Origin of the sequence: Brenneria goodwinii (genome assembly GCF_002291445.1) — a bacterium.
GTDB lineage: Bacteria > Pseudomonadota > Gammaproteobacteria > Enterobacterales > Enterobacteriaceae > Brenneria > Brenneria goodwinii.
The window spans coordinates 4,714,411-4,740,947 of sequence record NZ_CP014137.1; the positions used below are offsets into that span (position 1 = coordinate 4,714,411).

Consider the following 26,537-nt stretch of genomic DNA (forward strand, 5'->3'; position numbering starts at 1 on the left):
GGATGATAATTGATGAAATCGCTGTATTGGCAGACTGAAGGTACGGGAACGACGGAACTTGTGTTGCTGCATGGCTGGGGACTGAATGCGCAGGTATGGCATTGCATTTCGCCGCGGCTCGCCGCGCATTTTCGTCTGCATCTGGTGGATTTGCCCGGCTATGGCAGAAGTCAGGGATTCGGCGCGATGTCGCTGGAAGAGATGGCGGCGACGGTGCTGGCTCAGGCGCCCGAACGCGCCATCTGGTTAGGCTGGTCGCTGGGCGGGCTGGTCGCCGGTCAGGCCGCGTTAAGCGCGCCGCAGCGGGTAAGCGGACTGATTACCGTCGCCTCTTCACCCTGTTTTAGCGCCCGCGAGGGGTGGCCCGGCATCAAGCCGGAGGTGTTACACGGATTCCAGCAGCAGCTCAGCGAGGATTTTCAGCGCACCGTCGAACGTTTTCTGGCGCTGCAAACATTAGGCACGGAAAGCGCGCGGCAGGATGCCCGGCTGCTGAAGCGCGTCGTGTTGGAGCAGGCGATGCCCCCGGTCGAGGTGCTGAATGGCGGGCTGGAGATCTTGCGTCGGGCGGATTTGCGTCAACCGTCGACCTCATTGACGTTGCCTTTGCTGCGGATGTACGGCGCGCTGGATGGACTGGTGCCGCGTAAAGTGGCCGGGATATTGGATCGGCTGTGGCCCGACTCATCTTCGGTTATTATCCCGAAAGCCGCGCATGCGCCCTTTATTTCCCATCCTGATGTGGTCGTTGAGCAGATTCTGGCGTTTAGCCAGCGGCCGGCGGTGGCGGGTTGAGTTGTGTGCAAACGGCTTAAACAATATCAGCATTCATCAAACTGTAAAAAAAGGTAACTACGTTATGTTCTGCTAATTCTGCAACCCAAGGACATAACGATGAAAGCTCGTTGGTTACTGCCTTTACTGTTTGCTTCCGCTTTACCGGGAATGCTTCAGGCACAAGCCATTTACCCAATTGACCGCGCGACAATGCTGGCGGGTGGGAAATTCGATTTTAAGGTTGAGTTTGACGAAGTATTAAAACCGCAAGATGTGCGTATCCTGATCAACGGAAAGGATTATCAACAGGTATTCGGCAAATCGGCCACCTTTGTGGAACGTGAAGACGGCGAAAACGTCTCCGCCGTTTGGGTACGGGATGTAAACCTGCCGGAAGCAGGGAAATATGTTGTCGCGGCGCAGGCTAAGGGAAAATCCTCAGAGGTCACGTGGGACGTTTATCAGACATCTGATACGCGTAAAGCCAAGAACGTGATCCTGTTTATTGGCGACGGCCTGTCGGTTGCGCACCGTACCGGCGCCCGTATCCTGTCCAAAGGGATTACCGAAGGGAAAGCCGACGGCCGCCTGGCGATTGACGACCTGCAATACATGGCGTTTGGCGGCACCTCCAGTACCGATTCCATCGCGGCTGACAGCGCCAATACCATGAGCGCTTACATGACCGGCCATAAATCCGGGGTCAACGCGCTGGGCGTTTACGTCAGCCGCACTAAAAACTCGCTGGAACATCCGAAACAGGAAACGCTGGGCGAATTGATTACCCGCTCGACCAACATGTCCGTCGGCGTGGTCAGCGATGCCGAGCTTGAAGACGCCACGCCGGCCGCCGTGGTGTCCCACACTCGGCGCCGCGCTGATAAAGCGGAAATCGTCGATATGTTTTACAACGTAAAACCCAGCGTAATTCTGGGTGGCGGTTCGGCATATTTTCTGCCGAAAAGTACGCCTGGATCCAAACGTAAAGACGAAAATAACTATGTTGAAAAATTCCAGCAGGATGGCTATACGCTGGTGACCGACGCGGATGCGTTGAAGAAGAACGCCTCCCAGGCCACGAAACTGCTGGGGCTGTTCCATACCGGCAACATGGATGGCGTGCTGGATCGCCGTTTCCTGAAGAACGACGTGACCAAAAAATTCCCCAACCAGCCGGATCTGACCGAAATGACCCAGGCGGCGTTGGATGTGCTGTCTAAAAACAAGGACGGTTTTTTCCTGATGGTGGAATCCGCGCTGATCGATAAAGCCTCGCATCCGCTGGACTGGGAACGTGCGTTCTATAACACCATCATGCTGGATCAGTCGGTGGCGATCGCGCAGAAGTTTGTTGAGAAAAATCCGGATACGTTGATCATCGTGACGGGTGACCATACGCATGGCATTTCCATTATCGGTACGGTGGACGACAATAAACCCGGTACTGAAATGCGCGAGAAAGTGGGCGTTTATGAAGATGCCGGCTATCCGAACTATCAAGATGCCAACAAGGACGGTTACCCGGATGACGTGAATGTCTCCAAACGTCTGGCGGTCTTCTTCAATAACTATCCTGACTATTACGAAACTTTCCGTCCGAAACTGGATGGCACCTTTGTGCCGGCAATCAAGAACGAGAAAGATGAGTATGTTGCCAATAAAGCCTACGAAAAAGTACCGGGCGCCGTGTTCCGTGAAGGTATTTTGCCGCGTTCTGTCGATACCGGGGTTCATGCGGTAGACGATATGGTCATTCAGGCCAGCGGTCCGGGAGCCGAACGTATTCGTGGTTATATGGAAAATACCGAACTGTTCCAGGTTATTGTGGATGCTCTGGCGATAAAACCGCAGGGTAATAACTAATTGAGCAGTAGCAGTATGATTGAGTTCAATGGCAATCTGGCGGGGGAAACCCCGCCAGCGTTTGATGCTACGCATGACTCCCTCCCAGCCTCTCCCTGCGCAGGGGGAGAGGCCGCTTCGCTCCCTAGGGGATGGCTGGGGTGGGGTAAGAGCCAGACGGTTTGTTATCAAACGGAAGTGGGCAAAATCCCGCTATTTATCTGGCTGAAAGTCATATCGCTGATCGTGTTGCTGGCGCTGTCGGCGCGAGCAACAGCGGCGGCGCCCGAACTCTCTTTCGACAATCTCTATTCGTCCTATGGCGTATTGGGGCTGGAATTCTCCGATGAGGTTAAAACGTTATCCGGGCAGCGGGTAAGGATGCGCGGTTTTATGGCGCCGCCGCTGAAAGCCGAGTCGCAATTCTTCGTGTTAACCAAAATGCCGATGGCATTATGTCCTTTCTGTTCTTCCGACGCCGACTGGCCGGAAGACATCGTCGTAATCTATCTGGCCAAACGGCAAACCTTCGTCCAGAACAACACCATGATTGAGGTGGAAGGTGTGCTGGAGTATGGCTCATGGACCGATCCGGAAACCGGTTTTGTCAGCCTGCTGCGGATGCGTGAAGCGACATTCGACACCTTGTAGGAGAAACCATGGCTGAGTTACTGATTCAGGGACTCAATGTCACTTTCCCTGATACCTCGGATGCCGTGCTGGATATTCCGGCGCTGCATATTGCCGCCGGCTCGCTGGTCGCGGTAATGGGGCCCTCCGGTTCCGGGAAAACCACGCTGGTGAATGCCATTACCGGCATGGATAACAGCGGTACGGGCAGCGTGTTCTGGGCGCAACAGGACATCCGGCAACTCAATGAAGCCGAACGCGATCGTTGGCGGGCCAGACATGTGGGGCTGGTAATGCAGGATTTCCATCTATTTCCCGGTATGAACGCGTTGGAAAATGTCTTGTTGCCCACGCATTTTCATTACTGGCGAATCCCAAGCGAACTAAAGAAGCGCGCCGCAGATTTGCTGTCGCAGGTTGGATTATCAACCGGTAGTCGTCCGGTTGAAGTGCTATCGCGCGGTGAGAAACAACGGGTGGCCGTTGCCAGGGCGTTATTGAGTTCGCCGGAAATTATTGTAGCGGATGAGCCGACGGCCAGCCTGGATGCGCACAGCGGCGAGCAAATCGCCGACCTGCTGGCAACGCTGGCGCGCGCGAATAACGCCACGCTGGTCGCCATCACCCACGATAAACGTCTGGCATCGCAGATGACGCGTTGTCTGCAATTGGAAAAGGGGCGGCTAGTGGCGGATAGCGATCGACAGGAGACGGAATCATGATCCCATGGCGTTTGATTTGGGTGGACTGGCGCCGTTTATGGCCCGGCGTGCTAGTCGTGGTGTTGCTGATTGCAATGGCCACGGCGTTGAGTATCTCCGTTAGCTTACAAGAGAGGGCGCTGCGTATGGGCAGCGCCAAGGCGGCGGAGCGTTTTGATCTGGTTATTGGCGCGCCGGGAAGCGAAACGCAACTGGTGTTATCGTCGGTTTTTCTGCAACCTTCGGCCTTGACGCTGATCCCCGCGCAGGTACTTGACGATCTGGCGAAAAATCCGCTGGTTGCCTGGGCGGCGCCGGTAGCGTTTGGTGATTTTTATCAGGGGATGCCGATTGTTGGCACCACGGAGCCGCTGGTGACGGATAACGGAAAACGCCAACTGGCGGCCGGGCGGGTATTCAAGCAGAATTTTGACGCGGTGGTGGGGGCGAATACCGGCCTGTCGCTGGGTGATACCTTTAGTCCCGTGCATGGGCAAATCGGCACGGAGGGCGCGCATGCGCATGAAGGGGTAAGTTATACCGTGGTGGGAATTTTGCCCGCGGATGGCAGCGCATGGGATAAGGCGATTCTGGTGCCGGTGAATGCGGTCTGGCTGGTTCATGGCATTCATCCGCATGAGAGCGAAGACGAGCATGATGGCCATGCCGACGAGCATCATGAGGACGGAGACGGGCACCATGACCATGCCGACGAGCATCATGAGGCCGAAGACGAACACCATGACGACGATGGCGACGACGCGCATCATGAAGACGGCGCGGAACACGCGGATGAGCACGGGCATCCGGCGGGCGTGCCGGCCATTGTGGTGAAGCCCAAGACCATTGCCGGAGCTTATCAACTGCGTTCATTATACCGCAGCAACACGACGCTGGCGGTGTTCCCCGGCGAAGTCTTGGTGAAACTCTACTCCATTCTGGGGGATATCCGGGAACTGCTGGTTTACATCTCGCTGGGCACTCAGGCTTTGGTTGGCGTCGCGGTGGCGATGGTGGCGGTTATCCATCTGAAACAGCGGCAGCGGCAGATTGGCGCCCTGCGCGCATTCGGCGCGCCGCGTTATGGTATTTTCGCGCTTATCTGGTGCGGGCTGATGTCGCTGGTCAGCGTCGGCGTACTATTGGGGGTAGGCGTCGGTTACGCCGCCGCGCGCGCTATTGCCGTGGTGATGAGCGAGAAAAGCGGTTTTGTGCTGCCTATTACGCTGGAGCGGGAGGACGTGACGTTTGTCCTGATTCTGTTATTGGTTGCCGCCGCGGTACTGACGCTTCCTGCCATGCTGGCCTACCGTCAGTCGCCGGCGACGGCGCTGCGGGGGGAATGACGGCGGTCGTACGCGGTTGGCGGGAGACTTTTTCTTCGTACGGTATTAACGGGCTGATATCACATCAATACTTTCAGCCCGTGTTTCTGTACCACCGACAGCAGTTTCAGCGATAGCCCGCTAGGGCGTTTTACCCCAGTTTCCCATTTCTGGACCGTCGAAACACTGGTATTCAGATAGCGAGCGAAAACCGGTTGACTCACATTTAGTTTTTCACGTAATGCTTTGATCTCCAGCGGCTTTAGATCATTAACACTACAGATGCAGGCTTCATCAAAATTACGCATGGTTTCCTGTGGGATCGCGCCAACGCTGAATAATCCGGAAGCCGCACTATGGATTGCTTCAAATGCAGGACTTTTGAATTTACTTTTTGTGGTCATAGCCAATCTCCACTAGTTCTTTACGCATGATCAGCTCTGTAATCTTTTCATCTGAAAGGCTGGAATAATGTTTTGCCAATTCTCGGAAGCTCGCTAATTCGCGATCGGCAATGTTTGCCATGTCCTGTTTGGCGTAGAGGAAAGTATAGAACCAATGTTCCCTGCCTTTAGCCAATATGATGGCGCGATCGCGATTCCGGTTAAGGCGTTTTTTATAGACTCCGCCGCCAAGGTCGCTTGCTTTTCCTTGCACGATGGCTTCAATAGCCTGGCATAGCTCGCTATCTTTGATTGAATGAGATTTAGCTGCTTTAGTAAACCATTTGGTTTTGAATACGCGCATTAGGCAGACATCCTGTTACCCTTAACTATAGCACTTGGTGCTACATTACCTTTTTTCTACTCCAGATCCAATCTGTTTGAATATCTGCCAAAGGTTTTGCCATCGCAATAATCACCGCAATGAGTTTGATGACAAACCTTCCCAAACCCGTCATTCCCGCCTACTACTGCGGGAATGACAGCGCTGGGGCCGTGAAGGATGGCAGGGGTATATTAGGGGCTTTGTCATCAGTCTGAATCTTTTATCAAAGATTGATCTATGCCTGAACTCCTGAAATAGTCAGCCCGAGACTAGGCTAATGCCGCAGCGTGCACGGCGTAAATCCTGACCGCCATGCACGCTGCGATACAGATTCAGCGCTTTTTGAACGCCGCGGCCAGCGCGTCGCTCATGGCGCTGTTGCCCGCCGCCGGGGAACTGGCCGGACGGGGGCGGGACTTGCCTGCCGGACGATTGGCCGGCGCGTTGCCCTCGCGAGCGCCGCCGCGGCGCGTGGCGGTGTCGCCCGGTTGTTCGTCCAGCCGCATGGTCAGCGCAATGCGCTTACGTTGCAGGTCGACCTCCATCACTTTCACCTTCACGATATCCCCGGCTTTCACCACCTTGTGCGGATCGTCGACAAAGCGATCGGCCAGCGAAGAGATATGCACCAGTCCGTCCTGATGGACGCCGATATCGACAAAGGCGCCGAAGTTGGTGACGTTGGTTACCGCGCCTTCCAGGATCATGCCCGGCACCAGATCGTTCAGCGTTTCCACGCCGTCGGCGAAGCTGGCGGTTTTGAACTCCGGCCGCGGATCGCGTCCTGGTTTCTCCAGCTCTTTGATAATGTCGGTCACCGTCGGAACGCCAAAGCGCTCATCGGTAAAGTCCGCGGCTTTCAGGTTACGCAGTGCGCCGGGGTTGCCCATCAATTCCTGTAGCGCCTGCTCCGTGGCGGCCAAAATACGTTCTACCACCGGATAGGCTTCCGGGTGAACGGTAGAGGCATCCAGCGGGTTATCCCCGTGGTTGATGCGCAGAAAACCGGCGCACTGTTCAAAGGCTTTCGGCCCTAGCCGGCTGACTTTCAGCAACTGTTCCCGGCTGCGGAAACGGCCGTTTTCGTCGCGCCAGGACACAATATTCTGTGCCATCATCCGCGTTAAGCCCGCCACGCGGGTCAGCAGCGCAACCGATGCCGTATTCAGATCGACGCCGACGGCGTTCACGCAGTCTTCCACCACCGCGTCCAGTTTTTTCGCCAGCAGGCTCTGGCTGACGTCATGCTGATACTGACCGACGCCGATGGATTTCGGGTCGATTTTCACTAGCTCGGCCAACGGATCCTGCAGGCGGCGGGCGATGGAAACCGCGCCACGCAGGGAAACGTCCAGATCGGGAAATTCCTGCGCAGCCAGTTCCGACGCCGAATACACCGACGCGCCGGCTTCGCTGACGATCACCTTCTGCGCTTTAACGTCGGGGAACTGTTTTTGCGTGTCCAGGAAGAAACGTTCGGTTTCGCGCGACGCGGTGCCGTTGCCGATCGCCACCAGTTCAACCTGATGTTTGATGCACAAGGCGGCCACGATGGCCGCCGCTTTGGCCGCCTGGCCGGTATGGGGATAAATCGTGTCGGTGGCGACCAGCTTTCCGGTGGCGTCTACCACCGCCACTTTCACCCCGGTGCGTAAGCCCGGATCCAGCCCCATGGTGGCGCGCATGCCGGCCGGGGCCGCCATCAGCAGATCGTGCATATTACGGGCGAACACGTTGATCGCCTCGTCTTCCGCTTTTTCACGCACGCTGCCCATCAGCTCGGTTTCAAGGTGCAGCAGGATTTTAATGCGCCAGGTCCAGTTGATGACCGCCCGCCGCCAACCGTCCGCCGCCGCATTACCCAGGCGCAGATTCAGGTGGTCGATAATAATTTGCTCGCAGTGGCTTTCACGCGGCGCTTCTTCAAATTGCGGATCGGCATTCAGCGACAGTTGCAATACCCCTTCGTTGCGGCCGCGAAACATGGCCAGCGCACGGTGGGAGGGCACCTGGGAAATGGGTTCATGGTGGTCGAAATAGTCGCGGAATTTGGCGCCTTCATCCTCTTTGCCTTCCACCACGCGGGCAACCAGGTGCGCATTTTTCCACAGATATTGACGAACTTTTGCCAGCAGCGTGGCGTCTTCGGCAAAACGCTCCATCAGAATATAACGCGCGCCATCCAGCGCGGCCTTCACATCCGCCACGCCGTTGTCGGCATTGACGTAAGTCTGCGCCGCCTGTTCCGGCTCCTGGCCGGGATCCTGCCATAGACTGTCCGCCAGCGGTTCCAGTCCCGCTTCAATCGCAATTTGCCCGCGGGTACGGCGTTTGGGCTTGTAAGGCAGGTAGAGATCTTCCAACTCGGTTTTGCTCAGCGTGCCGTTAATGGCCTTGGCGAGCGGCTCGGTCAGTTTTCCCTGTTCGTCGATAGATTTCAGAATTGTCTGGCGCCGATCTTCCAGTTCACGCAGGTAACTCAGGCGGGTTTCCAACTGACGCAGTTGGGTGTCGTCCAGCCCGCCGGTTACTTCTTTACGGTAACGTGCGATAAAAGGGACGGTGTTTCCTTCGTCCAGCAAGCGGATAGCGGCGTCCACCTGCTCCGTTCTGGCCTGCAATTCGCTGGCGATAATCTGGCTTAATGAATCATTCATAGGTCTGATATCGATGGTCATCAATTAATGGATTAAACAACTGGATGACAGTTATACGGATTGACGGCGGAAAATACCAGCCGTACCCGCTTGAGAAAAAGGGGGATAGCGTTCCCACAAGGAGGCCCTCTTGTGGTAGCTTCAAAGACTCGGCGCTTCAAATTGGCGGCGGGTAGGGTAAATTTTATACCCAATAGATTTCGAGTTGCGGGAAGGCGGCAACCGAGTGAATCCCCAGGAGCTTACTGAAGTAAGTGACTGGGGTGAATGAGGGCAGCCAACGCACCTGCAACTTGAAAGATGACGGGTATATCTGAATCAATATTACGTAAGATTATTATAACCACGCATCCTTTTTAGCGTATTAAATAAACAGTAGAGTTGTTCAACGACAGGGTATGACGGTTGCCGCCCCTGGCGAAAGATAACAACCACGATGACTTATTCGGTCAGGAGAGATAGCAATGACAGTAAGAAAGTCCACCCTGATAATAGACGGGCAGGAAGATGTCACGCTGGATATTCGTTCGGGGGTGATGGGGAAAAATGGCGTGGATATCCGTCCGTTAGGCGAACAAGGGTTATGCAGCTACGATCCCGGATTTGCCAATACGGCCGGGTGTGAATCGGCCATTACCTACATTGACGCGGCCAACAGCGTGTTGCTGCACCGAGGCTTTCCTGTCGAACAACTGGCGGATAAATGTGATTTCACCGAAGTCTGTTTTATCCTTCTGTATGGCAACGCGCCTTCGCAGGAAGAGTACGCCAAATTCGCCAATACCATTACCCGCCATACCCTGGTCCACGAGCAGATTAGCCGGATGTTCAGCGGTTTTCGCCGCGATGCCCATCCGATGGCGCTGATGTGCGGGGTCGTTGGGGCTTTGGCCTCGTTCTACCATGATGTGCTGGATATTGATAACGCGGAACACCGTGAGCTGGCGGCGGTCCGGCTGCTGTCGAAAATGCCGACGCTGGCGGCGATGAGCTACAAATACTCTGTCGAACAGCCTGCCGTTTATCCGCGCAATTCGCTTTCCTATACCGGCAATTTCCTGCATATGCTGTTTTCCATTCCGGCGGAAAAATATGAAGTGAATCCGGTGCTGGAAAGCGCGATGAACCAAATCCTGATTTTGCATGCCGACCACGGCCAGTGTCCGTCCACCATGGCGGTCCGCGCTTCCGGCTCATCCGGCGCCAATCCGTTCGCCTGCATCGCCGCGGGGCTGGCCTCAATGTGGGGGCCGTTGCATGGCGGCGCGAACGAAGCCTGTATGCGCATGCTGGAAGAGATCAAAACGGTGGATCGTATTCCCGAATTTGTGCGCCAGGCAAAAGATCGGCGCAATTCGCTGCGGCTGATGGGATTCGGCAACTCTGTCTATCACCATTTTGATCCGCGCGCCGCCATTCTGCGTAAAACCTGTTATGACGTACTCAGTGAACTGGGGATGGAAGACAGCCTGCTGCAGGTTGCTATCGAACTGGAACATATCGCCATCACCGATCCTTACTTCCTGGAAAATAAACTGTATCCCAGCGCCGATTTTTACACCGCGGTCATTCTCAAAGCGATGGGGCTGCCGTCATCCATGTTTACCGTGATTTCCGCCGTTGGCCGTACGGTGGGATGGATCGCCCACTGGAATGAAATGCATGATCAAGAGCTAAAAATTTATCGCCCGACTCAGATTTATACCGGCCAGCCGCGCCGCGATTATGTTTCCCGGTTGGATAAATAACGCAGGCGCGTAATTGATGTCCTGACTCGTTGAGTTATGCGCTGTACCGGGCGCCGCCGAGCGGCGCCGCTACGGCGTTAACGCAGCCAGTTGGTTTTTGCCAACTCAATCACTTCATCGCCGCGTCCGTTGATAATGGCGCGCAGCATGTAAAGACTAAAGCCTTTTGCCTGATCCAGTTTGATTTGCGGCGGCATCGCCAGCTCCGAGGTGGCGGTGATGACGTCGAGCAAAACCGGGCCGTCGTAGGCAAACGCCTCTTCCAGCGCGGCGTTTAGCTCAGAGGCTTTCTCCACGCGAATGCCCTTGACGCCGCAGGCGCTGGCAATAGCGGCAAAGTTGGGATTTTCCAATTCGGTGCCGTCCGTCAGGTAACCGCCGGCTTTCATTTCCATGGCGACGAATCCCAGCACGCTATTATTAAAGACGACGATTTTTACCGGCAGCTTGAGCTGGGCGATAGACAGAAAATCGCCCATCAGCATACTGAACCCGCCGTCGCCGCTCATCGAAATGACCTGGCGTTGACGATCGATCGCTTGCGCGCCCAGCGCCTGCGGCATCGCATTGGCCATCGAGCCGTGGCTGAATGAGCCGATCAGGCGGCGTTGGCCGTTCATTTTCAGATAGCGTGCGGCCCATACGGTCGGCGTACCCACGTCACAGGTGAAGATGGCGTCCTCACTGGCATAGTGGCTGATCTGCTGCGCCAGATACTGCGGGTGGATTGCCTGCTTATCATTGGCCGTTGCCAGAGCGTCGAGCTCTTTACGCGCATCGGTGTAGTGTTCCAACGCTTTGTCGAGAAAATCGCGCTTGGTTTTCACCGTTAAGCGCGGCAGCAGCGCGGTCAGCGTGGATTTAATATCGCCAATCAGCGCCATGTCGACATGGCAGTGCGAACCGAGGCTGCCGGGATTGATATCGATTTGAATGATGGTGGCGTCGGCGGGGTAGAACGCGCGGTAAGGGAATTGCGTGCCCAGCAGCACCAGCGTATCGGCGCTCATCATCGCATGGTAGCCGGATGAGAAGCCGATCAGACCGGTCATGCCGACGCTGTACGGGTTGTCATATTCGATATGTTCTTTGCCGCGCAGCGCGTGTACCACCGGCGCCTTCAGCGCGGCGGCCAATTGCACTACTTCATCATGCGCGCCGGCACAGCCGCTACCGCACATCAGCGTGATATTTTTGGCCTCGTTCAACAGGTCGGCCAGTTTGCCCATTTCGCTTTCGTTTGGCTGGACGATGGGGAGCTGCGGCGGATACCAGTCTGATGTCGCCTCTTCCGGCGCGGGTTTTAGCGCCACATCGCCCGGCAATACCACGACGGAAACGCCGCGATTGAGGATCGCTTTGCGCATCGCGATGCCCAACACCTGCGGCAGCTGCTCAGGATTGGAAACCAGCTCGCAGTAGTGGCTGCATTCACGAAATAGCTCCTGCGGGTGGGTTTCCTGGAAATAGTTGCTGCCGATTTCACTGGAAGGAATATGCGCCGCGATAGCAAGGACCGGCACGTGGTTGCGGTGACAATCAAACAGACCGTTAATCAAATGCAGGTTGCCGGGGCCGCATGAACCGGCGCAAACCGCCAATTCGCCGCTAATCTGCGCTTCGGCGCCGGCGGCGAATGCGGCCACCTCTTCATGACGTGTCGGCATCCATTCGATGGTGCCCATACGATTCAGACTATCGCTCAACCCATTCAGTGAATCCCCGGTTACGCCCCAAATGCGTTTTACGCCGGCGCTTTCCAACGTTTTGGCTACTAAAGCGGCAACGGATTGTTTCATACTCTTTCGCTCCTTTCAGATGAATGACCATTTTCCCGATTGCGAATCACTACACTGAAAAAAGCATACACGCATTACGCTAAATGAGACGGGTAAACGCGCGGTAAAATTTGTGAACCGATGTTGTTATGGCGTCTTATTATCCGCCGTGATGGCGTTTCCAGACTGGAGAAATAATTCAGATAAGGGGAATACGACGGGATACCGCGCGGTCAGTGCATGGTCATGCCGCCGGTGACGTTCAGCGCCTGTCCGGTCATATATGAGGAGAGCGGGCTGGCGAGAAAGGCCACCACATTCGCCACATCCTGTGGCTGCGCCGTGCGGCCGAGGGGAATTTGCGCGCAATCTTCCGCCAGAATATCTTCGGCCGTTAGCCCTCTTAATGTTGCGCCTTCAATGCGTTCGCGCCATTTCAAGGCGGTTCGATCCCTGGCGCTGCTGGCCGGGCGCACAGCCGATATCACCGATAACGACGCGCGCGCCGGCCCGCAGGAACGTATCGCTAATCGCCAGGCCGATACCCTGCAGACCGCCGGTGACAATGGCGGTTTTACCGCTGAAATCCAGCTGCAACATGGCGGTCAGGTCCGGAACGGATCGTCGCTGATGCCGGCTTCAAGCACCACTCTGGCGTACTCTTTGGCGGAAAACAGCGAGTGGTCGCGGTAGTTACCGCATTCCAGCGGCGAAACGGCGGGAACGCTATCGGCGGTCAGCACCTTTTCCAGCACGCGGGTCAGCGCGGCGGCGACGTCGCTAGGATGGCGCTCGTTCCATAGAATCAGGTAAAAACCGGTGCGGCACCCCATCGGAGAGACATCGATAATTCCCGGCAGCTCATCGCGCAGCCAGGTTGCCAGCAGATGTTCCAGCGTATGCAGCGCCGCGGTCGGTAAGGCGTTCTGGTTCGGTTGCAGCAGGCGCAGATCATATTTTTGCACGATGCTGCCGCGATCGTTGGTTTCCGTGCCGGCCAGGCGCACATAGGGCGCTTTGACTTTGGTGTGGTCCAACTTAAAACTTTCTACTTCAGCCATGATGATAGTCCCAGTTAATGGAAATAGGCGGCATCGGGCTTTTCGTGAAGGAAACCGATGCCGGTTAACGTTCGGTCCGTCGGCTATTCACGGCGAATCCGGCGGGCAATATGGTTTCCCAATGATTGCAGCAGTTGCACCAGCGCGATCAGCACCAGCGCGGTGGTGACGGTGGCAAAGGTATCGAAGCGCTGATAGCCGTAGGTGATCGCCAGATCGCCAATTCCGCCGCCGCCCACGGTGCCGGCCATCGCCGTCGCGCCAATCAGGCCGATGGTCGCGGTGGTCAGCGCTAAAATCAGCGACGACAGCGCCTCCGGCAGCATGAAGTGCCAAATGGTCTGTAATGGCGTGGCGCCCATCGCTTTGGCCGCTTCGATGATGCCTTCATCGACCTCCAGCAGCGAGTTTTCCACCAGGCGGGAGATATACGGGGCGATAAAGATAATCAGCGGCACGATGGCCCCCGGCGTGCCTATCGTGGTGTTCACAATCAGCCGGGTTAACGGCAGGATGGTGATCAACAGGATAATGAACGGCAGCGAACGAATGATGTTCACCAACGGGTTCAATACGCTGTACAGCAGCGGGCTTTGCAGCAGACCGCCGGGACGGGTGACCACCAGCAGAATGCCGAGCGGGACGCCGAACAGCGAGCCGAGCGCCAGAGAGACGCTAACCATGATCAGCGTATCGTGTAGGGCCAGGAGGAATTGATCGGCGGTTATCGCGGTTTCAAACATGACTCTGCTCCTGAATAATCACGCCGGCGGCGGCCAGATAAGCCATGGCCTGCGCGATCTGCGCGTCGTCGCCGTTTAACAGCACCATCATGAAGCCGAGGGTGGTGTCCTGAACTTCGGACATGCTGGCAAACAGGATGGTGATCTCCACCGCGTACTTTTTGATCGCGTTACAGATCACCGGCTGGCCGGCCGATAGCCCGACAAACTCAAGACGCAGCAGTCTGCCGCTTTCTTCATGCAGGGTTTGCGCCAGGCTGTCGGGCAGGCGATCCTGAATGACCGTGCGCACAAAATTGACCGTGGCGGGGTGGGCGGGGCGGCCGAATACGTCAATCACCGCGCCTTGCTCAATCACCCGGCCTTTTTCCATGACCGCCACTTTATTGCAGATCTTTTGGATGACCGACATTTCATGGGTGATCAGCACCACCGTAATGTTGTATTCGCGGTTAATGCGTTTTAATAGCAGCAGTATCTGGGCGGTCGTCTGCGGATCGAGCGCGGAAGTCGCTTCATCACATAACAGGATGGACGGGTTCATCGCCAGCGCGCGGGCAATGCCGACGCGCTGTTTCTGACCGCCGGATAGCTCATTCGGATAGCTGCGGGCGCGATCGCCCAGACCGACATAATCCAGCAGTTCGGCAACCCGCTGGCGGATATATGCCTTACTCTTACCTGCCAGCACCAGCGGCATCGCCACGTTCTGATATACGGTTTTTGATCTCAGTAAACTAAAATGCTGAAAGATCATGCCGATATCCCTTTTCAGGGCGCTTAATTGACGCTGGCGCAGGGTGTTCAATGACACGCCGTTGATGCTAACCTCGCCCGTCGTCGGCGTTTCCAACGCATTGATCATGCGCAGCAAGGTGCTTTTCCCCGCGCCGCTATAGCCGATAATGCCAAATATATCGCCTTTCTCTATGCGTAAATGAATATCCTGTAACGCGTCAACGGCGATACCTTTACGCTGAAAGATTTTACTCACATTTTTCAGCTCAATCATTATTTTTACTCATAGACTTCTGCTACGGATGTTATTTCAAATAGTCAGGCAATAAGTAACCTTCATACTGTTGATGCGTTTGAATATATTGTTTGAATTCCGCGGAGTGATAACCGGCAATAATATCTTTGGCGAACGGCGCGTCTTTATTTTTTTCTGCGACAGTCACCACATTAATAAAACCCTGCTGTGGATTTTCGAGCTTCAGCGCGGAGTTAAGTTTGATTCCGCTTGATACCGCGAAGTTTCCTTGAATCGCGCCATAATCAACATCGGGCAATGCCCGCACCTGTTGGGCGTTATCCATTTCTTTCAAGACGATTTTATAGGGGTTTTCAGTGATATTTTTCTGTGAAAAAGTGGCCGGTTCGGCATTATCCGCAATTTTTATCCAGCCTAAATCCTGTAGCAACAGCGCCGCCCGATATTCATTGGACGGCTGGTTGGGAACCGAAATAACGGTGCCGGACGCCGGTTTACCCGCCTGCTGATGTTTCTGGGAATAGAGCCCCATCGGCGGCGTAGGCACCTGGACGATGCCGACATTATTAATCCCCAGCCGCTCGTTGACCGATGCCAGATAGACCGGGTGCTGCATGATATTGGCGTCGATATCGCCCGTATTGACCGCATGATTGACCTGGATGCCATCGCTGAAATCCAGGTATTCGATTTTATATCCTTTCTGTTGCAAATAAGGCGCCACCCCCTCGGCAAACTGCTCTTTATAAGGGCCGGGGTTGAAGCCCAGCTTCAGCGTTTTTCCGTCGTCCTCCGCCCCTTGGGCGGCAAATGTACTGATTAACGCTACGGCAGAAAAAAATAATGTGGGAATGCGCCATCTCATTTTTAATGTCCTTGTCTATCCGTCATACATCAAGCTGCAAGTGCGTTGGTTTTATTACTCGGCCATCCCTGAGTCTTGCCTCTTTGGCGCTGTCGCAAGCGGCGTTCGAAACGACAACGTGTTGTCTCGCAACTCGAATTATTTAGGTTGTAAAACAATAAGAAATTATTTTATCGGCGGTGATGATTAGCCTGATAATGACTGTTTCGGTGATTCAAACATGCTGGAATTTAATTGCAAACAATGAATTTGATGTTTGCTTATCTGCTTTTTTGCTAATGTGAACGACGAATGGCGCATTAATAATTATGCTGTGATAGTCATTTGTGTTAATAAAATCTTGCTCGCGTAGAGATGAATATAATCATTTATCATGTTATATGGTTTTTATTTATAATTGAGGCGATTCTTTTTCGACATTATCAGTTGCATAGTACCGATATTCATTATGAATCTGCGAAGGATAATTCATGCCTCGGTTCGTACCCGCCCGACGTGTCAGTCAACTGACGGAAAATTTATTCAGCCAGTTAGAGAATCAGGCTCGTGCGATGGCGAGTGAGGCGCGGCCGTTGATCGATCTGTCCAAAGGCAGCCCGGATGGATTGCCGCCCGCGGAAGTGAGCGAACGGCTGCACGCGGCCATCGGCGAACCGGTCAATCATGCCTACCCGCCTTTTCTCGGCAAACGCAGCACCCGTTTGGCGGTAGCGAATTTTTACCTGCGTGAATACGGCGTCGAACTGGATCCCGATACGGAGGTGTGCCTGTTTCAGGGATCGCATATCGGCATCACCGGGATCCCGCAGGCGATAGTGAACCCCGGTGAAACCATTATAACCACCGACCCTTGTTATCCGATGTACCGCTCGGCCGCAACTCTGGCGCAGGCCCGGCTTTATACTATCGCGGTCGATGAGCGGCGCGGGTTCCTGCCGGATTATCGTCAGGTTCCAGAGGATATTGCCCGTCAGGCGGCGTTATTGCTGCTTAACTACCCGAATAACCCGACGGGCGCCGTGGCTTCACGGCCGTTTTTCGAGCAGACGCTGACATTCGCCCGCCGTCATCAGCTTGCCGTTCTGCATGATTTTGCCTATGCCGAGCTTGGCCGAGAGCCAGGCGAGCGGCCGTTAAGCCTGTTGCAGATACCGGGCGCGAAAGAGTATGCGGTGGAGACATACACGTTATCAAAAACCTTTAACATGGCGGGTTGGCGTTTGGGTTTCGCGGTGGGGAATGCGTCGATTATTCAGGCGTTTAATAAGCTGCACACCAATAGTTACAGTACGATTTTCGGCGCGATCCAGGATGCGGCGGAAACGGCATTGGCGCTGCCAAGAGAACAAATTGACGAGATAAGCGCGGTTTACCATCAGCGCCGTCGGGTACTGACCGGGCATTTACAACGAATTGGCTGGCCGACGCCTGCGGCGCAGGGCACGTTCTTTGTCTGGCTGCCGGTGCCTGACGGCTATGATTCGCTGACGTTTGCTAATCTGCTGCTGGAGCGGGCGCAGGTGCTGGTGGCGCCTGGCGAAGGGTTTGGCCCCGCCGGTCGGGGATTTATCCGGCTGAGCCTCACCAGTCATCAGGAACGGTTAACCGAAGCCGTGGCGAGGTTCGGTCAGCTTGCTCTGTTTTAATCTTTCTCCGCGGTATCGGCCTCGTCATTGGCTTGAATAAACGGCGCGATGTAACGCTGATAGCGGGAGGGTTTCAACTGCTGAAGGTCGACTAATACCAGCCCGTCGATGCAATTGTTGAAGTCCGGATCGATGCCGAAATCAACGAACTGTACGCCGCCATGTTCACCGTTGTGTTCACAGAGTTCCGAATATTGCTTGTAAAGCGTGGGGATGCCGCATCCCATATTGCTGAGCATACTTTTCAGGCGGGTTAAATCCTGCTGGTAATCGGTGCCTTCAAACTGTTGCAGTACATCGGGCAGCGAAGCGGGATACGGGCGTCGGGAGTGAGCCAACGGCTGGCTGGGGGCGAAATGCAGCCGGTAAAACGCAATCAGTAAATCCCGCGCGGTCGGCGGCAATGTGCCGGACAGGGACACCGGCCCAAACAGATAGCGGTACTGTGGATAACGGGCCAGATACGCGCCGATACCCAGCCAGAGATAATCCAGCCCGCGCTTACCCCAATATTTGGGTTGGATGAAACTGCGCCCAAGTTCGATGCCAGACGCCAGTATCGGGTTCATCTCTTCGCCGTAATGGAACAGGCTGTGGCTGTACAGGCCATTCTTCCCTTTTTCGGCGATTTGCCGGGCCGTAGGAATAAAACGATAGGCGCCGACGATTTCCAGTTCGCTCTCATCCCACAGAATAAGATGCAGGTAGTCGTCATCGTAGCTATCCAGATCGCGCCGTTGGCCCGATCCTTCGCCTACGGCGCGAAAGGCGATTTCCCGCAGCCGCCCCAGCTCGCGCAGCAGCGGCGAATAATCTTCCGTTCCGCGGCGGTACAGATACACATTTTTACCGTCGGGAGTGGTTCCCAGAGTTTCGCAATCGGCCAGCGCGCGCTTTAACAGAACGCGATCTTCAGCCAGCGCGATCGGTTTCTCACTGACGAAACAGCCGGATTTCCCCTGTCCCAACCGGTAAACATGGCGACGGAAGCGGGCCGCCAGATCGTTGGTCTGCTGATTGCCCTGGCTCCAACTGGCATAGGGAATACGCGCGCCGATGCGGATTTTGAGTTTATGTCCTTGCTGATGAAACATTTCCCTGACCAACAGCAGCGTCGATAGCGGACGGTAAATAAGGGAGGAAAGATAAAACAAGGCGCTGTTGCGTCCGCTGATATGTATGGGAACTATCGGCGCGCGGGCTTTCCCGGCCATACGGATAAAACCGCTGTGCCAGTGGCCGTCGCGGATCCCTTGCAGGCTGATTCGGGAAACCTCGCCGGCCGGGAAGACGATAATGGCGCCGTCGCTATCCAGATGCTGTTGTATCGCGGTAATCTGCTGGCGTTTGGTGCGGTTATTGAAGTTATCAACGGCAAAGAACAGGTTCTTTAGCGGTTCGACGTAGGAAAGCAGCTGGCTGGCGACGATACGCACATCGGGCCTGACGCTGGCGACCGCTCTGACTAGCGCCAGGCCGTCGAGCGAGCCGATCGGGTGATTCGCCACCAGCACCACGGGGCCCTGACTGGGAATATTTTCTAAATCACCCTCGACCATCTCACAGTTGAAGTGAAAGTGATCGAGGATCTGCTCAACCAGATCCAACCCTTTCAGATAAGGGTAGCGTTGCGAAAATTGCTGGATTTGGTTCTCGAATAACAGAGCCCGTAATAAGGTCCGTTGCCAGGAAGGCGTGTGGCGATCAGGTGCAATGTCTTGAAGAATGGCATCTAAGCTAAACATAAAGAGTTCTCCGTTGCCCACCGTTGCCAAAAGTAAGGGATGGAGGTGACACATTTATGTCAGTGTAGAAATAATATCCAAATTGTTCCACTCGGTATCAAAAGGTAAATTTTGGCGAGTGGAATGATAAAATGGGCGACGTCAGCGCAGCGCCATGTCTAAACCGGCTGCTTATTCCCCTTCGTATCGGGTATAGACGATAGAATTGACCAACCACCGCCTGGCGCCGTCCGGCGTGTTGACGGTGAACTCCTCATCGACCTCTTTTTTCAGCAACGCGCGCGCCATCGGCGAATCAATAGAGATGTAGTCTTTTGATTCGCCATAGATCTCATCCGGGCCGACGATGCGAAAGCGTTTTACCTGACCTTCCTCATTTTCAATTTCGACCCAGGCGCCAAAGAAGACTTTTCCCTCCTGCTGAGGGGCGTAATCGACGATCTGCAACTCGGTCAGGCACTTTCTCAAGTAGCGCACTCGCCGGTCAATCTGGCGCAGTAAACGTTTGTTGTAAGTGTAATCGGCGTTTTCCGAGCGATCCCCCAGACTGGCCGCCCACGACACAATTTTGGTTATCTCCGGACGTTTCACGTTCCAGAGATGGTCATGTTCCGCTTTGAGCTTGTTGTATCCCTCCCGGGTGATCAGGTTCGTTTTCACTCGTTTTCAATCTCATGCTATCGGGGAAATTGACTAGCATTATATCAAGTCTTGCTGATGCGGTGCGCCTGGTTTCAGGTCGAGGACGCCGGTAACGGTGAAACAGCCTTTTCGGCCCGAGATCCGATGACAACGCCGCCGTCCGGCGAGCGCTCGTATAACGATTATCGCCGCGCCTGCCCTTGCCGGAACAGGAACGGCAGCAGGTGGAAACGATCATGCGGCAGGCGCTGGCGCGGCGTCCCGCCCTGCCGGAAGTGGGGCTGTAACGCGGAAGAAGAGGAAACGTCCGGCGCTTCGCAATTTATTGGGTATCTCATAGGGAGACATTGTCATGACGGCTAATAGAGAAGAAACACCCGTAAATGAACACATTTCACCATCATCCTATCGGCCTTTTCACGGGCTGATGCCGGAAACGGGGGAATGGAGTGAGAAGAGAATGGCGATCGCCCATGCCTGGGCGTTACCCGAGCCGGAGCTGGTTCCCAAGCTGTTGGCGAGGGCCAGGGTGCCGGACGAGGTGAATAAGGGCGTGCACGATCTGGCCTATTCGCTGTCATCCGCGTTGCGGGGAAATAAGGGATCCGCAGATCGCGCCTCGCTGGTGCAGAATCTGTTGCAGGAATATTCGCTATCGTCACAGGAAGGCATCGCGCTGATGTGCCTGGCCGAAGCGCTATTGCGCATACCGGATGCCGATACGCGCGACCTGTTGATCCGCGATAAGCTCGTCGGGCGCGACTGGAAACGGCACCTTGGCGGCAGCCGATCGCTGCTGGTCAACGCGGCGACCTGGGGGTTGTTGATTACCGGGTCGCTGGTGCGGCCCGGCGATCGGGGTAAGGTCGCATATGGCATGAAAAAAATCATAAAAACCGGTTCGGCGCCGTTGATCAGAAAGGCGATGACCGTCGCGATGCATATTATGAGCGAACATTTCGTCACCGGCGAAAAGATCACGCAGGCGCTGGAGCAGGCGGAAAAAATAGAAGCGCAGGGATTCACCTATACCTACGATATGCTGGGCGAGGCGGCGTTGACCGGCGGCGATGCGGAAAATTACATCGCAAGATGCCAGAGCGCCCTGCACGCCATCGGGCGTCATGCCAAGGGAAAGGGCATCTATGCGGGGGCGGAGTTTTCGCTCAAGCTGTCGGCGCTGCACCCGCGCTATAGCCTTCATCAATATGATCGGGTGCTGAATGAGGTCTATCCGGCGCTGAAATCTCTGGTGCTGCTGGCGCATTCCTATGATGTCGCCATCACGATCGACGCCGAAGAAACGGAGCGCCTGGATATTTCGCTGGATTTGCTGGCCAGACTGTGCGGCGAGCCCGAACTGGCGTCGTGGAACGGCATCGGTTTCGTGGTGCAGGCGTATCAGAAACGCTGTTCCTATGTCATCGACTATCTGACGGATCTCGCCAAGAAGCATCAACGCCGGCTGCGCGTGCGCCTGGTGAAGGGCGCGTATTGGGACAGCGAAATAAAACGCGCCCAGATAGCCGGTCATAGCGACTATCCCGTTTTCACCCGCAAGGTCTACACCGATATCTCCTACCTGGCCTGCGCCAGAGCGCTACTCGCCGAACCCGAATATATTTATCCGCAGTTCGCCACGCACAACGCCCGCACGCTGGCCGCCGTATATCACCTGGCCGGCTCCCGCTACGTCGCGGATCAGTATGAATTCCAGTGTCTGCATGGCATGGGGGTTCCTCTTTATCAGCACGTTGTCGGGAAAGATAAACTGGATCGCCCCTGCCGCATCTATGCTCCGGTGGGAACGCACGAAACGCTGCTGCCCTACCTGGTGCGGCGCTTGCTCGAAAACGGTTCCAACAGCTCTTTCGTCAACCAAATCGCCGATCCGGCGATCTCCATCGAGAGCCTGATCGCGGATCCGGTGGCGGAGGTGGAGGCGCTGGGCGTAACAGAGCACGGCATCGGTTCGTCCCATCCCGGGATCCCGTTGCCCGGCAACATCTATGGCGATGGCAGAAAAAATTCAGCCGGGCTGAACCTGTACAACGAAGATTGTCTGCGCGAACTGTCCGCCGTTTTGCCGGACAGCTCGCGTGAGCCGGTCGCCGCCGCGCCCATCATCGCCGGCGAGGCCGATCCCGCCGCGCCCAGAGCGGTCGTCAATCCGGCGGAACCTAGGGATATCGTCGGTTACGTGCATGAAGCCGCGGACGGCGATATCGCGCTGTCGCTCGCGGCGGCCGAAAAGGCCGCCGGCCGCTGGGCGGCGGAGTCGCCTTCCCGGCGCGCGGACATACTCCTGCGCGCGGCGGCGCTGCTGGAACAGAACATGGCGCCGCTTATCGGCGTGCTTGTCCGCGAGGCGGGCAAGACGTTCAATAACGCCGTCGCGGAAGTGCGCGAAGCGGTCGATTTCCTGAATTATTACGCGGTGCAGGTGAAAACGACCTTCGACAACGCCACCCATGTCCCTCTTGGTACGGTGGTGTGCATCAGTCCCTGGAATTTTCCGCTGGCTATTTTCACCGGGCAGATCGCGGCCGCGCTGGCCGCGGGCAACACGGTCATCGCCAAACCGGCGGAACAGACGCCGTTAGTCGCCGGCCTGGCGGTGAAGCTGCTGCTTGAGGCCGGGATCCCGCATGATGTGTTGCAGATGCTGCCCGGTCTGGGGGAAACCGTCGGGCAAACGCTGGTTGCCGACGCGCGCGTGAAAGGCGTCATGTTTACGGGCTCCACCGCGGTTGCGTCGATCATCCAGCGAAAGATTGCCGACAGGCTCGACGCCGCCGGCCGTCCGGTGCCGCTGATCGCCGAAACGGGCGGGATCAACGCCATGATTGTCGATTCTTCCGCCCTGCCGGAACAGGTCATCATTGATTGCATCAATTCGGCCTTCGACAGCGCGGGCCAGCGCTGTTCCGCCTTGCGGCTGCTTTGCGTGCAGCAGGATATCGCCGATACGCTGCTGGAAGCCCTGCGCGGAGCGATGATCGAATACCGGCTGGGCAACCCGGAACATCTGTCCACCGATATCGGACCGGTGATCGACGCCGAGGCGAAAGACGGCATCGATGCGCATATCAGGCGCATGACGGATAAAGGACTCAAGGTCTACCAGGCCGCTTACGGCGAGCCGCAAGCCCGCGACGGCTATTTTGTCACGCCCGCCCTGATCGAACTGAATGATATCAGGGAACTCGACCGGGAAGTGTTCGGACCGGTGCTCCATGTCCTGCGCTATGAGAGCGGTGAGCTCCCCGCGCTGATTGAGCGGATCAACGACCTTGGCTATGGGCTGACTTTCGGCATTCATTCGCGCATCGACCACACCGTCCGCCAGGTCACGGAGAGCGTTGAAGCGGGCAATTTGTATGTCAACCGGAACATGGTGGGCGCGGTGGTCGGCGTACAGCCTTTCGGCGGCGAGGGATTGTCCGGCACCGGGCCCAAGGCGGGCGGGCCGCTTTATCTTTACCGCCTGCTGGCGGAACGGCCCGCCGATGCGCCGTGGCGGGGGCTGCGCTACACGGCCGCGGCCGAGCCGGAAGCGCTGCCGGATCGCGCCGGTTTGCTGGCCGCGCACGAAGCCCTGTCGGCGTGGGCGGCGCAACGTCATCCCGATATTCACACGCTTTGCCTGCGTTTTCGGGCCGACAGCGCAAGCGCCACGCTCTGTTATCTGCCGGGGCCGACCGGGGAAGAGAATACCTACCGGCTGCTGCCCCGCGAAAGGGTGCTGGCCCTGGCGGAGGATCCACAGGATCTTTTGGTGCAGTTGGCGGCGATCGCCAGCGTCGGTTGCCGGGTTCTGTGGCCGGATGCGCCGCAATATCTTGAGGCATACCAGCAGTTGCCCGAAACCGTCCGACGGTGTGTGGACATCGCCCCGCGGGATTCGCTGATGACGCAACGCCTGGATGCGGTCATCCATCATGGCGATACGGATGCGCTGCGCGCCCTTTGCCAGCAAGTTGCCGAGCGGCAAGGGGCCATCGTCTCCGTACAGGGCTTCGCCCGCGGAGAAACCGATATCCGGCTGGAGCGTTTGCTGCTCGAACGTTCCCTGAGCGTTAATACGGCGGCGGCGGGAGGAAATACCCATTTAATGACCATCTAACGCGGCGTCAAACGGCGAGGTCGGTAGATGCGACAAGGTCTTCCGACCGAAAAAATCATCGTATCGATGATAATTCCATTCACCCCACCGGCATTGATTTCCCTGTGCGGCAATGCCATTTTCCCCTTGTTTTTCCAATCTATGCGGCTGCTCACGCTCTTTATATTTGCAAGTTGCAAATATGTTGTGTATTGGCTTTCCTGAATTATTGGATTTATGGCAAGGTCGCTATAATTAAACCAAGGAAATAGTTGATTACACGTGTTTTAATATGCTTTGTAACAATTTTGCCTAGAATGTATACCAGAAACGGCTGTCAGTAATTCGTATGTTTCTGAACAATAGCGGCATCGGCGGCTATTACGCCTTTGGAGAAAGAGAATGCAAGAAAACTATAAAATTCTGGTTGTAGATGACGATATGCGTTTGCGCGCGCTGTTGGAGCGTTATCTGACCGAGCAGGGTTTTCAGGTACGTAGCGTTGCCAATGCTGAACAGATGGATCGTTTATTGACCCGCGAGTCATTTCACCTGATGGTGTTGGATCTGATGCTGCCGGGTGAAGACGGTCTGTCTATTTGCCGTCGTTTGCGCAGCCAAAGCAATCCCATGCCCATCATCATGGTGACGGCGAAAGGGGAGGAGGTTGATCGTATCGTCGGCCTGGAAATCGGCGCTGATGATTACATTCCCAAACCGTTTAACCCACGCGAGCTGCTGGCCCGCATTCGCGCGGTGCTGCGCCGTCAGGCCAATGAGTTGCCGGGCGCGCCTTCGCAGGAAGAGGCGATTATTGCGTTTGGCAAATTCAAACTGAATCTGGGAACGCGTGAAATGTTCCGTGATGACGAACCGATGCCGTTAACCAGCGGCGAGTTCGCCGTTCTTAAAGCGCTGGTCAGCCATCCGCGTGAACCGCTGTCGCGCGACAAACTGATGAATCTGGCGCGCGGCCGCGAATACAGCGCAATGGAGCGCTCCATTGACGTGCAGATTTCTCGTTTGCGCCGCATGGTGGAAGAAGATCCGGCGCATCCGCGCTATATCCAAACGGTTTGGGGCCTGGGTTACGTCTTTGTGCCGGACGGCAGTAAAGCATGAGGCGATGGCGCTTTTCTCCGCGCAGCTCATTTGCCCGGACGCTGTTACTGATTGTCACGCTGTTGTTTGTCAGCCTGGTTACCACCTATCTGGTGGTGCTTAATTTCGCCATCCTACCGAGTTTGCAGCAGTTTAATAAGGTGCTGGCTTACGAAGTAAGAATGCTGATGACCGACAGTCTGCAATTGGAGGACGGCTCCACGCTTGAGGTGCCGCCGGCGTTTCGGCGTGAGATTTACCGTGAGTTGGGTATTTCGTTATATACCAATGCCGCGGCGGAGGAGAGTGGCCTGCGCTGGGCCCAGCATTATAAGTTTTTGAGCCAGCAGATGGCGCAACAATTGGGAGGACCGACCGACGTCCGGGTTGAAGTCAGTAAAAATACCCCGGTCGTGTGGTTGAAAACCTGGCTGTCGCCGGATATCTGGGTGCGGGTGCCGTTAACCGAAATTCATCAGGGTGATTTCTCACCGCTTTTCCGTTACACGTTGGCGATTATGCTATTGGTGATTGGCGGCGCGTGGCTGTTTATCCGGGTACAGAACCGTCCGCTGGTTGAGCTGGAACATGCCGCCTTGCAGGTCGGGAAGGGCATTATTCCGCCGCCGTTGCGAGAGTACGGCGCCTCGGAGGTGCGCTCGGTTACCCGGGCCTTTAATCAGATGGCGTCCGGCGTGAAGCTGCTGGCTGACGATCGCACCCTGCTGATGGCGGGGGTCAGTCATGATCTGCGTACCCCGTTGACGCGTATTCGTCTGGCGACGGAAATGATGAACAAGAAAGACGACTATCTGGCGGAATCGATCAATAAAGACATTGAAGAGTGCAATGCCATTATTGAGCAGTTCATCGACTATTTGCGTACCGGCCAGGAGATGCAGACGGAAGTGGCCGACCTCAATGCCATTATGGGCGAGGTGGTGGCCGACGAAAGCGGTTATGAGCGCCAGATAGACAGTGAGTTTTGCGATGGTGAACTGCCGGTCCGCGTCAGTCCGTTATCGATTAAACGCGCTGCGCTGAATCTGGTGGTGAACGCGACCCGTTACGGTAACGGATGGATAAAGGTCAGCACCGGACGGGAAGAGCAGCGCGCCTGGTTTCAGGTCGAGGATGATGGCCCGGGGATTGACCCCGCGCAGCTCAAACATCTTTTCCAGCCTTTTGTACGGGGCGACAGCGCGCGCAGCACCAGCGGCACCGGCTTAGGGCTGGCGATTGTGCAGCGAATCGTCGATGCCCATAACGGCGTGCTTGATGTCGGCACCAGCGATAGCGGCGGGCTGTGCGTGCGGGCCTATTTGCCTTTGCTGCCCGAACTTGCTGATCCACACGGTAGTTCAGCGAAAGCATAGAATAAAAAAAGGCGCGGGAGCCGCGCCTTTATT

General features: G+C 56.0%; 23 protein-coding genes. 10 read left to right on the forward strand and 13 right to left on the reverse strand.

Annotated elements, in window-relative coordinates; genetic code table 11:
* The first annotated feature begins 12 nt into the window (after positions 1-12).
* From bioH to ACN28R_RS20935, 5 genes are all read left to right on the forward strand, one after another.
* Entirely contained in the window at positions 13-795 is a 783-nt protein-coding gene (gene bioH / locus ACN28R_RS20915; protein WP_095835385.1) for a pimeloyl-ACP methyl ester esterase BioH, read from the forward strand.
* 99 nt (positions 796-894) lie between these two features.
* Positions 895-2,640 carry an alkaline phosphatase gene (locus tag ACN28R_RS20920; protein WP_095835386.1) on the forward strand — a complete coding sequence of 582 codons (1,746 nt, stop codon included), beginning with the start codon at positions 895-897 and terminating at the stop codon, positions 2,638-2,640.
* Positions 2,641-2,655: 15 nt separating this feature from the next.
* Positions 2,656-3,270 carry a hypothetical protein gene (locus tag ACN28R_RS20925; RefSeq protein WP_236840161.1) on the forward strand — a complete coding sequence of 205 codons (615 nt, stop codon included), beginning with the start codon at positions 2,656-2,658 and terminating at the stop codon, positions 3,268-3,270.
* Between the two features lie 8 nt (positions 3,271-3,278).
* Entirely contained in the window at positions 3,279-3,971 is a 693-nt protein-coding gene (locus ACN28R_RS20930) for an ABC transporter ATP-binding protein (protein ID WP_048637180.1), read from the forward strand.
* Positions 3,968-5,296, forward strand: coding sequence for an FtsX-like permease family protein (locus ACN28R_RS20935; protein ID WP_048637181.1), 1,329 nt, complete (start codon positions 3,968-3,970; stop codon positions 5,294-5,296). The genes ACN28R_RS20930 and ACN28R_RS20935 overlap by 4 nt, the downstream gene beginning before the upstream one ends.
* 59 nt (positions 5,297-5,355) lie before the next feature.
* On the opposite strand, the gene ACN28R_RS20940 is transcribed toward ACN28R_RS20935, so the two are convergent.
* The 3 genes from ACN28R_RS20940 to ACN28R_RS20950 all read right to left on the reverse strand — a co-directional run bounded on the left by ACN28R_RS20940 (position 5,356) and on the right by ACN28R_RS20950 (position 8,700).
* The gene (locus tag ACN28R_RS20940; RefSeq protein WP_095835387.1) at positions 5,356-5,679 is read right to left on the reverse strand and encodes a helix-turn-helix domain-containing protein; all 324 of its coding nucleotides are present in this window, start codon (positions 5,677-5,679) and stop codon (positions 5,356-5,358) included.
* Entirely contained in the window at positions 5,663-6,022 is a 360-nt protein-coding gene (locus ACN28R_RS20945; protein WP_095835388.1) for a type II toxin-antitoxin system RelE/ParE family toxin, read from the reverse strand. The genes ACN28R_RS20940 and ACN28R_RS20945 overlap by 17 nt, the downstream gene beginning before the upstream one ends.
* Positions 6,023-6,375: 353 nt before the next feature.
* Positions 6,376-8,700: a Tex family protein gene (locus tag ACN28R_RS20950; protein WP_095835865.1), complete on the reverse strand. Its 2,325-nt coding sequence runs from the start codon at positions 8,698-8,700 to the stop codon at positions 6,376-6,378.
* 464 nt (positions 8,701-9,164) lie between these two features.
* On the opposite strand from ACN28R_RS20950, the gene ACN28R_RS20955 reads away from it, so the two are divergent.
* Positions 9,165-10,448, forward strand: coding sequence for a citrate synthase (locus ACN28R_RS20955; protein ID WP_095835389.1), 1,284 nt, complete (start codon positions 9,165-9,167; stop codon positions 10,446-10,448).
* Positions 10,449-10,525: 77 nt separating this feature from the next.
* Here ACN28R_RS20955 and poxB read toward each other — a convergent pair whose 3' ends face one another.
* From poxB to ACN28R_RS20990, 7 genes are all read right to left on the reverse strand, one after another.
* Positions 10,526-12,247 carry a ubiquinone-dependent pyruvate dehydrogenase gene (gene poxB, locus ACN28R_RS20960; RefSeq protein WP_095835390.1) on the reverse strand — a complete coding sequence of 574 codons (1,722 nt, stop codon included), beginning with the start codon at positions 12,245-12,247 and terminating at the stop codon, positions 10,526-10,528.
* 212 nt (positions 12,248-12,459) lie between these two features.
* Positions 12,460-12,666, reverse strand: a complete 207-nt coding sequence (locus ACN28R_RS20965; RefSeq protein WP_048637185.1) for an SDR family oxidoreductase — start codon at positions 12,664-12,666, stop codon at positions 12,460-12,462.
* Positions 12,644-12,826: an SDR family NAD(P)-dependent oxidoreductase gene (locus tag ACN28R_RS20970; RefSeq protein ID WP_236840162.1), complete on the reverse strand. Its 183-nt coding sequence runs from the start codon at positions 12,824-12,826 to the stop codon at positions 12,644-12,646. The genes ACN28R_RS20965 and ACN28R_RS20970 overlap by 23 nt, the downstream gene beginning before the upstream one ends.
* Positions 12,827-12,831: 5 nt before the next feature.
* The gene (locus tag ACN28R_RS20975; RefSeq protein WP_048637187.1) at positions 12,832-13,287 is read right to left on the reverse strand and encodes an S-ribosylhomocysteine lyase; all 456 of its coding nucleotides are present in this window, start codon (positions 13,285-13,287) and stop codon (positions 12,832-12,834) included.
* 83 nt (positions 13,288-13,370) lie between these two features.
* Positions 13,371-14,030, reverse strand: a complete 660-nt coding sequence (locus tag ACN28R_RS20980) for a methionine ABC transporter permease (protein WP_048637188.1) — start codon at positions 14,028-14,030, stop codon at positions 13,371-13,373.
* Positions 14,023-15,042, reverse strand: a complete 1,020-nt coding sequence (locus ACN28R_RS20985; protein WP_095835392.1) for a methionine ABC transporter ATP-binding protein — start codon at positions 15,040-15,042, stop codon at positions 14,023-14,025. The genes ACN28R_RS20980 and ACN28R_RS20985 overlap by 8 nt, the downstream gene beginning before the upstream one ends.
* A gap of 31 nt (positions 15,043-15,073) precedes the next feature.
* Positions 15,074-15,889 (reverse strand): MetQ/NlpA family ABC transporter substrate-binding protein, encoded by an 816-nt coding sequence (locus ACN28R_RS20990; RefSeq protein WP_095835393.1) that lies wholly within the window; start codon positions 15,887-15,889, stop codon positions 15,074-15,076.
* A 470-nt stretch (positions 15,890-16,359) separates the two neighbouring features.
* Here ACN28R_RS20990 and ACN28R_RS20995 point away from each other — a divergent pair, with 470 nt between their 5' ends.
* The gene (locus ACN28R_RS20995; protein ID WP_095835394.1) at positions 16,360-17,535 is read left to right on the forward strand and encodes an aminotransferase class I/II-fold pyridoxal phosphate-dependent enzyme; all 1,176 of its coding nucleotides are present in this window, start codon (positions 16,360-16,362) and stop codon (positions 17,533-17,535) included.
* Here the strand turns inward: ACN28R_RS20995 and olsF are convergent.
* The 3 genes from olsF to ACN28R_RS21010 all read right to left on the reverse strand — a co-directional run bounded on the left by olsF (position 17,532) and on the right by ACN28R_RS21010 (position 20,260).
* Positions 17,532-19,280 carry a bifunctional ornithine lipid synthase OlsF gene (gene olsF / locus ACN28R_RS21000; protein ID WP_095835395.1) on the reverse strand — a complete coding sequence of 583 codons (1,749 nt, stop codon included), beginning with the start codon at positions 19,278-19,280 and terminating at the stop codon, positions 17,532-17,534. The genes ACN28R_RS20995 and olsF overlap by 4 nt on opposite strands.
* A 171-nt stretch (positions 19,281-19,451) precedes the next feature.
* The gene (greB, locus tag ACN28R_RS21005) at positions 19,452-19,940 is read right to left on the reverse strand and encodes a transcription elongation factor GreB (protein WP_095835396.1); all 489 of its coding nucleotides are present in this window, start codon (positions 19,938-19,940) and stop codon (positions 19,452-19,454) included.
* A 164-nt stretch (positions 19,941-20,104) separates the two neighbouring features.
* On the reverse strand, positions 20,105-20,260 hold the full coding sequence (locus ACN28R_RS21010; RefSeq protein WP_156186733.1) for a hypothetical protein: 156 nt from the start codon (positions 20,258-20,260) through the stop codon (positions 20,105-20,107).
* Between the two features lie 14 nt (positions 20,261-20,274).
* On the opposite strand from ACN28R_RS21010, the gene putA reads away from it, so the two are divergent.
* From putA to envZ, 3 genes are all read left to right on the forward strand, one after another.
* Entirely contained in the window at positions 20,275-24,048 is a 3,774-nt protein-coding gene (gene putA / locus ACN28R_RS21015) for a trifunctional transcriptional regulator/proline dehydrogenase/L-glutamate gamma-semialdehyde dehydrogenase (RefSeq protein ID WP_095835397.1), read from the forward strand.
* Between the two features lie 381 nt (positions 24,049-24,429).
* Positions 24,430-25,149, forward strand: a complete 720-nt coding sequence (ompR, locus tag ACN28R_RS21020) for an osmolarity response regulator transcription factor OmpR (protein ID WP_005969424.1) — start codon at positions 24,430-24,432, stop codon at positions 25,147-25,149.
* Entirely contained in the window at positions 25,146-26,504 is a 1,359-nt protein-coding gene (envZ, locus tag ACN28R_RS21025; protein ID WP_048637194.1) for a two-component system sensor histidine kinase EnvZ, read from the forward strand. Before ompR ends, envZ begins: the two co-directional genes overlap by 4 nt.
* The last annotated feature ends 33 nt before the right edge of the window (positions 26,505-26,537 follow it).

Coding starts and splice junctions, on each gene's coding strand:
- bioH (WP_095835385.1), top strand. CDS start 13: ATGAAATCGCTGTATTGGCAGACTGAAGGTACGGGAACGACGGAACTT.
- ACN28R_RS20920 (WP_095835386.1), top strand. CDS start 895: ATGAAAGCTCGTTGGTTACTGCCTTTACTGTTTGCTTCCGCTTTACCG.
- ACN28R_RS20925 (WP_236840161.1), top strand. CDS start 2,656: ATGATTGAGTTCAATGGCAATCTGGCGGGGGAAACCCCGCCAGCGTTT.
- ACN28R_RS20930 (WP_048637180.1), top strand. CDS start 3,279: ATGGCTGAGTTACTGATTCAGGGACTCAATGTCACTTTCCCTGATACC.
- ACN28R_RS20935 (WP_048637181.1), top strand. CDS start 3,968: ATGATCCCATGGCGTTTGATTTGGGTGGACTGGCGCCGTTTATGGCCC.
- ACN28R_RS20940 (WP_095835387.1), bottom strand. CDS start 5,679: ATGACCACAAAAAGTAAATTCAAAAGTCCTGCATTTGAAGCAATCCAT.
- ACN28R_RS20945 (WP_095835388.1), bottom strand. CDS start 6,022: ATGCGCGTATTCAAAACCAAATGGTTTACTAAAGCAGCTAAATCTCAT.
- ACN28R_RS20950 (WP_095835865.1), bottom strand. CDS start 8,700: ATGAATGATTCATTAAGCCAGATTATCGCCAGCGAATTGCAGGCCAGA.
- ACN28R_RS20955 (WP_095835389.1), top strand. CDS start 9,165: ATGACAGTAAGAAAGTCCACCCTGATAATAGACGGGCAGGAAGATGTC.
- poxB (WP_095835390.1), bottom strand. CDS start 12,247: ATGAAACAATCCGTTGCCGCTTTAGTAGCCAAAACGTTGGAAAGCGCC.
- ACN28R_RS20970 (WP_236840162.1), bottom strand. CDS start 12,826: ATGTTGCAGCTGGATTTCAGCGGTAAAACCGCCATTGTCACCGGCGGT.
- ACN28R_RS20975 (WP_048637187.1), bottom strand. CDS start 13,287: ATGGCTGAAGTAGAAAGTTTTAAGTTGGACCACACCAAAGTCAAAGCG.
- ACN28R_RS20980 (WP_048637188.1), bottom strand. CDS start 14,030: ATGTTTGAAACCGCGATAACCGCCGATCAATTCCTCCTGGCCCTACAC.
- ACN28R_RS20985 (WP_095835392.1), bottom strand. CDS start 15,042: ATGATTGAGCTGAAAAATGTGAGTAAAATCTTTCAGCGTAAAGGTATC.
- ACN28R_RS20990 (WP_095835393.1), bottom strand. CDS start 15,889: ATGAGATGGCGCATTCCCACATTATTTTTTTCTGCCGTAGCGTTAATC.
- ACN28R_RS20995 (WP_095835394.1), top strand. CDS start 16,360: ATGCCTCGGTTCGTACCCGCCCGACGTGTCAGTCAACTGACGGAAAAT.
- olsF (WP_095835395.1), bottom strand. CDS start 19,280: ATGTTTAGCTTAGATGCCATTCTTCAAGACATTGCACCTGATCGCCAC.
- ACN28R_RS21010 (WP_156186733.1), bottom strand. CDS start 20,260: ATGAGATACCCAATAAATTGCGAAGCGCCGGACGTTTCCTCTTCTTCC.
- putA (WP_095835397.1), top strand. CDS start 20,275: ATGACGGCTAATAGAGAAGAAACACCCGTAAATGAACACATTTCACCA.
- ompR (WP_005969424.1), top strand. CDS start 24,430: ATGCAAGAAAACTATAAAATTCTGGTTGTAGATGACGATATGCGTTTG.
- envZ (WP_048637194.1), top strand. CDS start 25,146: ATGAGGCGATGGCGCTTTTCTCCGCGCAGCTCATTTGCCCGGACGCTG.